The organism is Ruminococcus flavefaciens (assembly GCF_900143025.1).
Taxonomy (GTDB): domain Bacteria; phylum Bacillota; class Clostridia; order Oscillospirales; family Ruminococcaceae; genus Ruminococcus; species Ruminococcus flavefaciens_I.
Genome location: NZ_FRCT01000015.1, coordinates 1 through 12,489, shown reverse-complemented (window position 1 = coordinate 12,489; position 12,489 = coordinate 1). Strand labels below are relative to the sequence as shown.

Annotated in this window: 10 protein-coding genes; 5 read left to right on the top strand and 5 right to left on the bottom strand. The window is 41.2% G+C overall.

What is annotated here, in order from left to right; translation table 11 throughout:
- Positions 1-153 precede the first annotated feature (153 nt).
- The 3 genes from BUB28_RS13250 to BUB28_RS13240 form a co-directional block, all read right to left on the bottom strand.
- A complete protein-coding gene (locus BUB28_RS13250; RefSeq protein WP_072952025.1) occupies positions 154-885 on the bottom strand; it encodes a glycosyltransferase in 732 nt (243 codons plus the stop codon).
- Between the two features lie 262 nt (positions 886-1,147).
- Positions 1,148-2,344, bottom strand: coding sequence for a nicotinate phosphoribosyltransferase (pncB, locus tag BUB28_RS13245; protein WP_072952024.1), 1,197 nt, complete (start codon positions 2,342-2,344; stop codon positions 1,148-1,150).
- Positions 2,345-2,362: 18 nt separating this feature from the next.
- Positions 2,363-2,887, bottom strand: a complete 525-nt coding sequence (locus tag BUB28_RS13240; protein ID WP_072952023.1) for a cysteine hydrolase family protein — start codon at positions 2,885-2,887, stop codon at positions 2,363-2,365.
- Between the two features lie 290 nt (positions 2,888-3,177).
- On the opposite strand from BUB28_RS13240, the gene BUB28_RS13235 reads away from it, so the two are divergent.
- The 4 genes from BUB28_RS13235 to BUB28_RS13220 all read left to right on the top strand — a co-directional run bounded on the left by BUB28_RS13235 (position 3,178) and on the right by BUB28_RS13220 (position 6,223).
- A complete protein-coding gene (locus tag BUB28_RS13235) occupies positions 3,178-4,242 on the top strand; it encodes an iron-containing alcohol dehydrogenase family protein (protein WP_072952022.1) in 1,065 nt (354 codons plus the stop codon).
- Positions 4,239-4,871, top strand: coding sequence for an HAD family hydrolase (locus BUB28_RS13230; protein WP_072952021.1), 633 nt, complete (start codon positions 4,239-4,241; stop codon positions 4,869-4,871). Before BUB28_RS13235 ends, BUB28_RS13230 begins: the two co-directional genes overlap by 4 nt.
- A gap of 1 nt (position 4,872) precedes the next feature.
- Positions 4,873-5,358 carry a hypothetical protein gene (locus BUB28_RS13225; protein WP_072952020.1) on the top strand — a complete coding sequence of 162 codons (486 nt, stop codon included), beginning with the start codon at positions 4,873-4,875 and terminating at the stop codon, positions 5,356-5,358.
- Between the two features lie 208 nt (positions 5,359-5,566).
- A complete protein-coding gene (locus tag BUB28_RS13220) occupies positions 5,567-6,223 on the top strand; it encodes a GNAT family N-acetyltransferase (RefSeq protein ID WP_072952019.1) in 657 nt (218 codons plus the stop codon).
- A 172-nt stretch (positions 6,224-6,395) separates the two neighbouring features.
- Here BUB28_RS13220 and BUB28_RS13215 read toward each other — a convergent pair whose 3' ends face one another.
- The gene (locus BUB28_RS13215) at positions 6,396-8,090 is read right to left on the bottom strand and encodes a vWA domain-containing protein (RefSeq protein ID WP_072952018.1); all 1,695 of its coding nucleotides are present in this window, start codon (positions 8,088-8,090) and stop codon (positions 6,396-6,398) included.
- Positions 8,090-8,764 carry a hypothetical protein gene (locus tag BUB28_RS13210; protein WP_072952017.1) on the bottom strand — a complete coding sequence of 225 codons (675 nt, stop codon included), beginning with the start codon at positions 8,762-8,764 and terminating at the stop codon, positions 8,090-8,092. Before BUB28_RS13210 ends, BUB28_RS13215 begins: the two co-directional genes overlap by 1 nt.
- 420 nt (positions 8,765-9,184) lie before the next feature.
- Here BUB28_RS13210 and BUB28_RS13205 point away from each other — a divergent pair.
- Positions 9,185-12,489, top strand: a 3,305-nt coding sequence (locus tag BUB28_RS13205) for a leucine-rich repeat domain-containing protein (protein WP_072952016.1), incomplete at its 3' end; no start/stop codon positions are given.

Genomic DNA, 12,489 nt, shown 5'->3' with positions numbered 1-12,489 from the left:
ATTGCCCGATTGCAGGGAGCAAATCTTTGATTTGCGTATCTGCAAGGGCTTTAAATCATGTATAATGAATGTTTTACATTCATTATACCATAAAAGCGTGGAAATAGCAATAATTGCGGCTCAATAGTTCATGCTTTTCAATGAATATCCCGCTTATCTTACATCGTAATAGAACTTATCGGCAGCCTTTCTATCCCTGCCTGTAAAAATAGCCTTTGTAAGCTTGCGGTCCTTCAGCAGGTACCAGTCACCGAATTCATCGAATTTACGGCTTGAAGTAATAACACGGGACTTTCTCAGCGTACCGTATTTCTTTCCGCATTTCTTTCCGAGAGCCTTCAGCCTCCTTGCAAAGTCCATATCCTCCAGACTAACCAGACTCTCATCAAATCCGCCTATCTTATCGAAGTCCCTTCGCCTGCACCAGAACATAGTTCCCGAAAGCATACCTCCGCTTTTTATCATAACAGGTATAAGATTTAAAGCAACATAGGCAGTAGAAACCGCGATACCGAGAGACATACGGTCAAACTTGGGCATTGCTCCTCCGCCGATATACTTACCCGAGAAAAGAAGCTTCTTTATCTCCGCAAAAGTGCCCTTAGTCATAATACTGTCAGCATCTATAGTAACGATAATTTTACCGCAGGAAGCCTTAACTCCTGCATTTCTTATACTGCTGATGCACCTGTCCTCGTTCTCGACGACCATAGCGCCGTAATGCTCGGCAACAGCGGCAGTCCTGTCGGTACAGCGATTAGCGACAACTACTATCTGCACCTTTTCTTTTATTTCCTTTGCCGCACGTTTTATTGAACGCAGGCACTTTCCTATATATTTTTCCTCATTATGAGCAGGTATGATAACAGAAAAAAGAGTATCCATTTCGCATCTCCTTGTTGTCAATTTTTTTATATTATATAGTATAACATATCTGTATGAATAAAACAACAATGTTATCCTGTAAAACTGTACAATTTCAGATATGTGGTATTAGTCATAAAGCCGAATTTAAAAATTATTTTTCTGATAATCAATGGTTATCCGTTGAATTTTGTCATTTTTCAGCCCCTTTATAGAGAAGCACTTCAAAGGAAAAGCCACAGCACTTCCGAAAATCGGCAGCACTATGGCTTAATATACTATATCAGTTCTTGGCTTCCCTTTTCAATCTGAACTCAACAGAGCGTTTCAGATAGCCGAGATACTCCTCATCTCTGCACATAGCCTTTCCGATATCGTCAGACAGCTTTGCAACGGGTCTGCCGTTTACGTACTGGAGCTTGATAACGATATTCAGAGCCTTTTCCTCAGTATCATTCGAGCAGAAAGTACCGATACCGAAGGATACCTTTGTCTTGTCGCAGAAATAGTCATAAAGCTTCTGAGCTCTGTCAAAATCAAGGCTGTCGCTGAAAAGAAGGAGCTTTGTTTTCGGGTCAACTCCGTACTTTTTATAGTGAGCTATTATTTTTTCGCCCCACTCATAAGGATCACCGCTGTCGTGACGCACACCTGTATAGTTATTGACCATAGAACGGTTGAAATCCAGCAGGAACAGGTCAGTTGTAACAGTATCCGTAAGAGCAGTTCCGTTATCGCCGTCGTACTCGTCATACCAGTCCTTCATTGCATAGTGGTTTGTATAAGCAAGCGGTATAGAGTCGATTCCCTGATACATCTGCACGAATTCGTGTGCATAAGTACCGATAGGAGTTACATTATACTTCATTGCAAGGTAAACATTTGAAGTACCTACACAGTTCTTTGTCTCGGTAACAAATCTCTTTACAACAACGTCCTCCCATTCGCGTGAAAGTCTTCTGCGGCAGCCGAATTCAGCGAACTTGAATGTATAAGTACCGTCGTTCATTGCCTTTATCTTAGCGTCAAGACGCTCCTCGGCAGACTTTTTCAGCTTCTCGTAGTCAAACTTCATACGGAAGTAGACTTCATTGACAATTTCAAGGAGATATATCTCAAACTGCATAGCCGAGAAAAGCGGACCGTTTACTTCAATAACAAGCTCTCCGTCCTTCAGCTCAGCTGTTACGTAATCGCGGATAGGTCTCCATAATCTGAGGAATTCCACATAATCGTCCTTGATAAAGCGTATGGAACGAAGATAATCAAGCTCCTCCTTTTTGAAAGTAAGTGTACAGAGGTGGTCTATCTGCTCATTTATCTCCTGCACCATTTCGGGTGTGAAAACAACGTCCTTATTGCGGCACTTGAAGAAATACTGTCCGCAGAGGTCGGTATGCTTGTGGAAAATGACCTGATCCATATTGAATTTGTAAAGGTCTGTATCAAGAAGTGAAATAACGATAGGTTCGAGTTTCATAGCTATCTCCTTTCAGAATTATAATATGTCTATCTGACAGCTTTTCATTGTTTCTATTGCAGCGTTGTGCTTTTCGGGAGTTACGCCTGCACAGCACTTTTCGTCCACAGCCATAGGCACTTCGGGAAAGCTTGCTTTAAGCAGGAGAGCATTGCTCACAACGCATATATCCGTGCAGAGACCGATAAGCTCAATGCTGAACTCCTCGCTGCCTGCTGCCTTTCTTATAAGCTCGGGGAGCTTAACAGAACCGAATGTATACTTCTCCACAGGAGTAAAGCCCTTGCTCTTCAATGCAGCCGAGATATCCTTGTTGAGCTGCCAGCCCTCAGTACCCTTTATGCAGTGCGGTACAGGGAGCTTTTTTCCCTCTGCCGTATCCATATAATCATCAAAATGAGTATCAAAGGTTGCAAATATCTCACCTTCAAAGCCTTCTATCTTTTTTACAGCAGCAGGAACTATTGCACAAGCCTCCCTTGAGCCGAGAGCTCCGTCAATAAAGTCCTTCTGCATATCAACTACGACCAAAAACTTTTTCATTATCTCATGACCTCCTATGAAAAATATTATAACTCAATTATACCTCGTTCCCCATATGTGAGTCAAGTATAATTTGTTAACCTTTGTTTAATTATGACCTTATGCCTTTAATTTTTATCACCTTCTCTGTTATTTCTAATATGATAATATCATATTAACAGTAAGATGTCAAGGGTTTTTTGAAAAATTTTTCAGAAATTTTTTATTTACTGTTTCGTAAAGCTTTTTCATTGCATATTATCTGATAATGTGGTACAATATTTGTAACATTATTTTTAGGGGGTAATCATATGAACCAGCACACACGATTTAACCTTCCCATATGCCTTGCAGTTGAGGAAGACGCATTTTTTCACTCAGATGAGATAGTAAAGAGATACATTCCCGAGATAATCGGACAAAAAACTATCATCATCTCCGAGGAATTCCTCATCGGCATATACAAGGAGAAGATAACGGATATAAGCCATGATTTCGGCAATGCCGAGATAGTCGCAATGAAAAGTGCAAGCTTTGACGAAGCTGTTTCCATAGCCAAAAAGGTCTGCGTTGAAGATGTAAAGGTAATTATCGGCATCGGCGGCGGAAGAGTCCTTGATACCGCAAAATACGCCGCTCATATCAGCAAGGCTGTATATATATGTATGCCCACCTCTCTCAGCAACGATTCACTCGCTTCGCCATTCTCCGTTCTTGAGACCTACGGTAAGGCAAGAAAGACCTTTGCCTGCAAGATACCGACTGCTATAATAGTCGATACGAATATGATAATAAACGCTCCCGAGGGGCAGACTCTTTCAGGTATCGGTGATACTATAGCCAAGCATACCGCTCTTTTCGACTGGAAGCTATCCGCGGCAAAAACAAATTCCCGCGTTGACGACTTTGCTTACGCCCTCAGCCGTATGAGCTATGACTCGGTATATCACTGCGACGAAAAGGACATGAAAAGCCGTGTATTCATACGTATCCTTTCAAGAGCCCTTGTTATGGGCGGACTTGCAATGGAAATAGCAGGCTCTTCCCGTCCGTGCAGCGGAAGTGAGCACCTTTTTGCCCATGCCATCGAGGAGTATTACCCCGATGTAAAAATATCCCACGGACTTGCAGTTGCTCTCGGTAGCATACCTGCCTGTATTTTTCAGGGACAGAGTCCTCAGGGAATGCTCGATTTCTTCCGCACTTATAAACTGGACATAAATCCTGAGTCTTACGGCATTAATAAAGATATGTTCGCGGATATATGGGAGAAAGCACGTACTGTCAGAACAGGCAGGATAACAATACTTGATGATGTAAAGCCCGACAGAGCACAGCTCGATGAAATATACAGCAGAATGGTGGAAGAAAAATGAAAAAAGGATTGATATTTGATATGGACGGCACTCTCTGGGACTCCTCGGAAAACGTTGCCGCTTCGTGGACAGAGGTGGTCCGCAAAACCGAATACAAGCTCCATGACATTACAAAAGAGAACGTTATGGGAGTAATGGGACTTACTATGGATAAGATAGCAGACAAGCTTTTCGGTACTCTCTCAAAGAAAGAACGCATGGAGCTCCTTGACAAGTGCTGCGAGAACGAAAACAAGTACCTATTGAAGCATGGAGGAGTCCTCTACCCCGACCTTGAAAAGACCTTCATACGCCTTAAAGAAAAGTATCATCTCTACATCGTCAGCAATTGCCAGACAGGCTATATCGAGACATTTCTTGAGCATTACGGCTTTGGAAAATACTTTGACGATATCGAGTGCTACGGCAATAATCTCAAAAGCAAAGGCGATAATATTGCACTCATAGTAAAGCGGAACAAGCTTGACAAGGCTTGGTATATTGGCGATATACAGGGTGATTATGACGCTACCATGCAGGCAGGCATCGACTTTATCCATGCCGCTTACGGTTTTGGAAAAATAAAGCAGACTGTCCCGAAGCTTGCAAAATTCAGCGAGCTGCCCGAGCTTATTGAAGCTCTGAAATAATATGAAAAAACAGTCAAAAAAAAGAAAGCCCGACTGGAGCTCCCATGGTGACAGCTTATTGACCGCTGTTGTGGTCATGCTGATATTTATTGCATTTTATTTTATCATAGCCTTTTTCCTGTGCCTGAAACGCCATGTCCCATACAGTCAGTTTCTCAGAGAATTGAATATACTGACACTTTCACCGTATGTAATCGCTTTCGCACTTATAGCTGTAGCAGTTTTTATTCTCTGGGTAATCTATAAGATAAGATGCCATATTATCATCACAAAGGGCATATGCCATAAAAATGCCGAACTTATTGATTATGATACTGTACGCAAAATAGGCGACAGATCACACTATTATTCCTATAAGGTAAAGCTCCCCGACGGTCGTATCATAAATACCGAAAGATATATGTTCAATAATTACAGCGAACTCATACTTAAACGCTGCACTGTATACGAATACAAGGGAAAATACGTTTGCAGGGATTTCAGATAAAAAGTACCGTAAAGTATTGACATATGATGCTTTTTGCAGTATAATGCAATCAGAAATACATTCTCTGTATTTCATAATATATTTTTAAGGAGAAGTTGTTTGAAAAATAATAACAGAACTGAGATAGCAGCGTAAACGGGCGGTTTGCGAATTTACTATCTCACACAAACCTCCCGTGTCTTGTCAGCTAATTCAGGAGGAATAAAAAATGAATAAATTTGACTACATCATTCGCAAGGAAACTAAAGACGACTACCGCGAGGTCGAAAATCTCGCACGGGAAGCATTCTGGAATTTAAGCAAACCGGGCTGCTTTGAGCATTATTTCATACACATAATGAGAGACCATGCAGACTTTATCCCCGAGCTCGACTACGTTATCGAGGTTGACGGAAAAGTTGCGGCAAGTGTTATGTACTGCAAGGCAACGCTCACAGACGAACAGGGCAATGTTAAGCCCGTAGTTACTATGGGTCCGCTCTGTGTACTCCCCGAGTATCAGCGCAGAGGCTTCGGTAAGGCACTTCTTGCACATACATTCAGAATAGCAGAGAAAATGGGATACGATACCGTTATAAACTTCGGAAATCCCGATAATTATGTATCCAGCGGCTACAAAAGCTGCAAAAAGTACAATGTCTGCTTTGAAGGAGATGTGTTCCCTGCCGCTCTGCTGGTGAGAGTGCTAAAGGAAGATGCTCTCGACGGACGCAAATGGTTCTATCACCCAAGCGATGTTGATAAACCGTGTGACGATGAAAAAGCTGTGGAGGAGTTCGACAAGCTGTTCCCGCCTAAGGAAAAGGGCTGGCAGCCGAGTCAGGAGGAATTCTACATTCACAGTCATTCCACTATAACGTGGTAATCACCTAACACAAAAGCCGACAGTTTATCTGTCGGCTTTGAAAATTTCAAAAACTATTGAGGAACGCGAGGACCGTGTTCCCTACAAATAATCCCCGCTTACAATTCATAATTAAACAAAATTTTTCATATCACATAAAAACAGCCTGACGAAATGTCAGGCTGTCTGTTTTTTACATCTGTGCGTTGAAGAGAGCTGCAAGCTCGTAAACAACGTCGTCGCTGTCTGCATCTATGTATACAGCTTCATTTATTGAGGAAAGATCCTTCAGCGAGTCGATATCTTCGTTATATCCGATAGTATAGATCGGTATGCCATAGAAATCAACTATATCTGCCGCCGGTTTGTAGTCAATTCCCTCGTTGCACTGTCCGTCACTGAGAAGGAATATCATTGCCTTTGCATCAGGAACAGTCTCCTTGTACTTATTTATAAGATCAACGCCTACCAGCAGAGCATCATATGTTGCGGTATTTCCGCCTGTTCTCATTCTCTCTACTGCGCCTGCAAAGTAAGACTGCTGTTCGAGAGTGAACTGTGATATCGGAAGCTCTAATGTTACATTATCGCTGTATGAAAGAAGTCCGACATAGTTGTCAGGCTTTATGTTCTTAGAAGCTTCAAGGAGGGATTCTTTCAGTCTCGCAAGAGGATCGCCGCCCATACTTCCCGAAACATCGGCAATAAAGAGAGCAACTGTAGGTGTGCCCGAGTCCTTTTCTTCCTTCCAGAGGCGCTGTGCGCTGATTATATTTGCTCCGCTGAGCTTTGTGGTATTGTAGCTGAATGAATTATCGGGATCAAATCCGTACTCTCTTGCATGAGCCTGCGGACCGTCGCTGAGAGCATATCTGAGGAATACAGAAAGTGCCTCCTGCTGATCTGCCGAAAGATCACCTACGCTGTAAAGCGGATTGCTGTGCTTATAGCCAAATGGAATAAAATCATAGCCGCCCTTTAATACAGCACTGTTTGTATAAGCCTGGTATTCAACAACGCCTGCCTGAAGTGTTCCGCTCTGCATAGCGTTTACCATCTGATCGGTAGTATAGCATACAAAAGGTATTCCCTTCTGGAGCTGCTGGAACTTTCCGATAGCATTGCTGCTGAGCATATCGCTGCTGTCAAAGTGCTGGAGCGCATTCACAAGGAAGTTGAGTCCTGTTGCAGATGTATAAGGATAGGTATAACCCATCTGAAGATCGCCGCTTACAACTGCATCAACTATAGTTTCAAAGTTAACAGCGCCGGCTTTTGAGTTAAGAGCAGATGCAGCAGAACGTGATATTGCAATTCCCGCAACGTTTGATACCAGCGACTCTGCTTCAAGCTTGAGCTTTGCACCGTTTTCGGAAGCAAGCTCACCGAAAAGCTCGTTTGAAGGCGTATAAGCCTGTGGGATATATACGTTATTTGTGATATAATCGCAGGAAGCTCCTGAAGGTATGCTTCTTACGCTTATTGAGACCGTCTTGCCGTTTGAAAGACGCTGACCCTGTTTGTTGAACTCCTCAGCTGTCTCATTGAGCCAGCCGTTGTTGTTCTTTCCTGCCTTTTCAGATGTTGAGAATATCTCTATGTCAACATCACCAGTACCCTTAACTGTAAGAGGATATTTTGTATCTATATTCGGCAGATTTGCTGCGCCCTTATCGGAGTAATCAACAGTTCCCTTGACCTTTTCGGCATTCACTACCTTGATATTTTTAAGGCAGTCCTCAAGGCTCTGGGACGCCTCCTTCTGCGAAACAGATGACTTTTTGCCTTCTTTCTTAGATGAATTGCTGTTTATTACTACTATTATGAGTATCATTGTTACAAGTGCGCCGATAACTGCGATTATAACGGGTGATTTGCTTTTATTCATTATATATCCTCACTTTCCATTTCTTTCTTATAATCATGTATAGACTCTATTATAAGACTTAACGATTTTATCTCGGTATTCTTTCTTTCGCTGTCTGTAAGCTGCGAGACCTCGATAAGAAGATTGGTATAATCGTTGAGTATCTTTTCATTTCTTCCTGTTAACATTCTCAGGTAATCCTTATGGATATTTAACTCACCATTGCGGGATGCAGACTGTATTATAGCCGTCCTTTTCATAAAAAGCAGCATATTGCTGAGCATTACCGACTGGATATCCTGATTTACAAGCTCATAGACACCTGCTCCGCCGCTGATAGTTTCAAGAGTAGCGGATTTCTTCTGAAATACCTCCCACTGCTCAACAAGTTTGGAAGCGTCATGCCTGCATGGAGCATAATCCTTCAGGTCCTTCATTACAGCAATATAATCCTCGGGCTGATTCAAAGACTCAAAGGTGTGCTCATCAATTATGTACGCTCGCTGAAATGCCTTTCTTCCGAGGCTTGCCGCCTTGATAAAATAATAATTACCCCATGACAAAAGTGCGACCGTGGCAATGATCGCTATTATCGACAATACTGCATTATCAAGCAGATCCGTACAGCCGAAAAGCAATACCGCTATCACAGCAACGATCACATTAAATATTATCTGCCCCAAATATTTTTTCAATGCGCTCCCCCCATATCATGTTGTTTGCGTAAAAACATATTTTATATATTATATATCAAAATTGTCAAAATGTCAATTATCACAGCATTCAAAATCCAAAATCACTGCATCTTCAAAGTGGTTTTGAGGATCACTGTAAGAAAACTGCATCTTTTTATTTGAAAAGACATTCAAAATCGCCTTTCCCCGAACGAGCTATATTGTTTTCTATATACCATGTACAATAAAGAACAAGTCTGTTTTCGGGATATTAAGCATTTGCCGATTTACATACAGAAATCTGTTGTTCAACCAATCGCAATTTATGGTTAGTCAGAACTGAAATTGCTAAAAATTTCATTGACAAATTGTATATTTTTGCATATAATATATAATTGGTATATTGTACCAATTATATGCATCAAGGAGGAATGATAAAAAATGCTTAGAAACCGACTAATAGCAGGATTGCTGAGTGCAGTTATGTGTACTACAGCAGTTATGCCAAATCAGGCATCTGAAAGTGCCGGTCGTGAAGCAAATGCAGCTAACGAGAAAGACAAGCCTTTTTCAAACGAGTTTGACATCAAAGCTACTAACTCGCTGGGTAACTTTCTCAACAAGGAAGCTGAAAAAAAGAACGTACAAAATCCACTCAAACAAGACTATGACGTTTCTCAGTTCCAGATAACATCTCTGGAATTCGACAGTGAAACAGGTATTGTACGTGTCGCATCTACACAGCCAACGGAAGCAAAGATCGTTGTTTCATTCATAAACGATGAGACCAACGAAAACGCCTTCAGCGTTGAAACTTCTGTTGGGGCTGGTAAGCTTGTCAACAGCGAGATCAAGGCTGACACCTCAAAGCTTCCGCAGTATTATATCGTAAAAGCTCAGCTGTTCGATAAGCTTAACCGCCCGGTGGGAGAAGATTATGCAGTAAACAGATTCACAAAAGATGTTCAGGAGATCATTGCAACTGACATAACAGCATTCGATCAGGAACAAGTAGTTAATCTTGATGAAGATGAAACAACTAACTTCCTTGTCCTCAACGAGGATACTGTACAGGCAGAAAGCTCTGAAGAGCAGAATACTCTCGTTTCTGCTGACTACGACAACAATGTTTTCGTATTCGACAACGCAGACGAAACAGTTTCTTCACTTCAGGAAGGTGAACTTTTCTTCATCCAGCCTGACGAAGAAAACATTATCGCCGTAAAAGTAGAGGATATCAAAACCAACGGTGATACCGTAACCGTATCGGGTAATGATGAGATCGACGAAATGTTTGATTTCGTAAAGATAGAGACTAATGCTGACATGAGCAAGGCACAGATAGATGCGTCCTGTGCTGATGAAGGCATTTCATTCCCGAATATTGATGAAAACGGCAACGTTGTTATTAACGATGATGGTTCTTTTGACTTTACATATGAAATGCCGGAGTATGAGGCTGTAGAATATGAGATCAGCAAGAAAAAGACTTTTAATCTGAAATCCCTTCTTGATCCCCAAACAAAGGATCCTCACGATGGCGTAATTGAAAAACACGGTAACTTTGAAGGTAATAAAGAAGTTTCAGGCACACTTACTATAGAGGGCAGTCTTAACTTCTATATCAGTTTAAGTACTGTAAACATCGAATATCTCTTAAAAATAACTCCCGCTCTTAAATTTACCCTCGGCTTCTCAGGTTCTGCATTTTTCTCAATGCATAATGATAAAGCATTATCTTTGGGAGCTACAATTGCAAGTCTGGTATTACCGACCTCTGTACCAGGTATACTTATTGATATCGAACCACGTTTCTTTGTAGAAATAAGCGGTAATATCGAGATAACCGTAAAATGGGAAAATATAATCGGTTTTGAGATCAAAGACGGTAAATTCAAAAACAGAACAGAGCTTTTCCAAGAAAAAAACATGACAGCGGATATGAAGGTCTGCGGCGAAATATATGCAGGTCTTGAATTATATCCAAAGCTTGTACTCTTTAATAAGCACATAGGTTCAGTTGGCTTTGATTTCAAGGCAGGTGTCAAGATAACTGTCGAAGGTGACATCGGAGAAATTTTCGATCAATTTGCAAAACGCGCCGAAGAACCTGATGATAAAGTAATCATTACATCCGGAGGCGGCGATTCTTACCATGCCTGCAAATTATGTCTTAACGGTACTGTTGATTTTATCGTAGAGTGCAACATGAAAGCAACAATACTGCGAAAAGCACAAGAAAAAAATATCATAACAGTAACCGTTCCTCTTCCATTCCTTAATTTCTACGCCTCTATAGATAACGGCTTTGGTTTTGGAAAGTGCGATTATAACAGATACAGAACTACATTTATGGTCACAAGCACGGCTGACGGCGGATATATCCCTGCTGTAGTCAAGCTTGACGATAAGGAAGCTACTATCGACGGATACGGCGCAACATTCTACTGCCTGCCCGGAACATATTCATATACCATTACTTATGAAGGAAATGTTTTGGAATCAGGCACAATTACAGTAAAGAATACTTCACAGGATAAGACATTTGAGGAAAATGTAAAAGTTGATGACGACGGAAAAGTCAAAGGTTATTCCCATGGTGATACAAAGTCTGTAACAGGTGCTCCTGTTACAAAGGCTGTTACCACAAAAAAGGTAATGGTAACACAGACACTCCCTGCACTTTCCTCTGATAAGGATCAGATCATCGCAGAGACAGGCTCACTCGGTGATAACATCTCTTACTTACTTTATCCTAACGGATATCTTTACATCTGCGGACATGGTGATATGTATGATTTCGGTTCCTCACCTTTCCGTAAACCATCAACTATAAAAAATGTTATTATTCAAAACGACTGTGATACTGAAAATGAGGAAGAAAGAAAAACAAATATCATTACAAGTATAGGCAATAACGTATTCAATGACTGTACAAACATGACCTCAATAATTATGCCTGATACAATCAAGCGCATAGGTAATAATGCTTTCAAAAACTGTTCTTCTCTTCCAAAATTAAGCTACAGCGAAAATGATAAAACTCCTGACGGAAAGCTTATATTACCTAAGTCGATCACCACTATCGGAAATTATGCTTTCTATAACTGCTCTTTATTAGATGATGTGCCTATTCCCGATACTATCACAGAAATAGGCTCATATGCTTTCGCAGGACTTACAGGAATAACATCTATCGAAATTCCTGAAACCGTTAAAAAACTCGGCGAATATGCATTCAGTGATTGTTCTGCACTCGAATCTGCTGTTATCAAGGGCGGTGCCGACGGTATCGGAAGCTTTGTTTTCAGCGGTTGTAAATCTCTCGTTGATCTCACTCTTCCTTTCGCTGGATTCAGTGCAGAATCTTCTGACAATCCTAAAGTAAAAAGTGAATTAAATAACTACTTCTTAAGCGGCAACGGCGAAAGCTATTACGTTTTCTATAATTCAAATGGAAGCTACAGATATATTCCTAAGTCTCTTAAAAAGATCACTATCCTTGACGGTAAAAGAATTTCTGATTATGCGTTTTATCACTTCAATGGTGTTGAAACTATAACTATTCCAAAAACAGTTACAGAGATCGGCAATCATGCTTTTGATGAGTGTTCATCTATGACAAGTGGATATATCCCTGAGGGTATCACAAGCATTGGCGATTTCGCTTTCAGTAACTGTGGAAAGGCTGAATTCAAGGATATCAACATCAAATCTGATTTCACTTATTTAGGCAGCAAGGCTTT

Excerpts from the sequence above, each read along its gene's own strand:
- BUB28_RS13235 (WP_072952022.1), top strand. The coding sequence starts at position 3,178 with ATGAACCAGCACACACGATTTAACCTTCCCATATGCCTTGCAGTTGAG.
- BUB28_RS13225 (WP_072952020.1), top strand. The coding sequence starts at position 4,873 with ATGAAAAAACAGTCAAAAAAAAGAAAGCCCGACTGGAGCTCCCATGGT.
- BUB28_RS13230 (WP_072952021.1), top strand. The coding sequence starts at position 4,239 with ATGAAAAAAGGATTGATATTTGATATGGACGGCACTCTCTGGGACTCC.
- pncB (WP_072952024.1), bottom strand. The coding sequence starts at position 2,344 with ATGAAACTCGAACCTATCGTTATTTCACTTCTTGATACAGACCTTTAC.
- BUB28_RS13240 (WP_072952023.1), bottom strand. The coding sequence starts at position 2,887 with ATGAAAAAGTTTTTGGTCGTAGTTGATATGCAGAAGGACTTTATTGAC.
- BUB28_RS13220 (WP_072952019.1), top strand. The coding sequence starts at position 5,567 with ATGAATAAATTTGACTACATCATTCGCAAGGAAACTAAAGACGACTAC.
- BUB28_RS13215 (WP_072952018.1), bottom strand. The coding sequence starts at position 8,090 with ATGAATAAAAGCAAATCACCCGTTATAATCGCAGTTATCGGCGCACTT.
- BUB28_RS13250 (WP_072952025.1), bottom strand. The coding sequence starts at position 885 with ATGGATACTCTTTTTTCTGTTATCATACCTGCTCATAATGAGGAAAAA.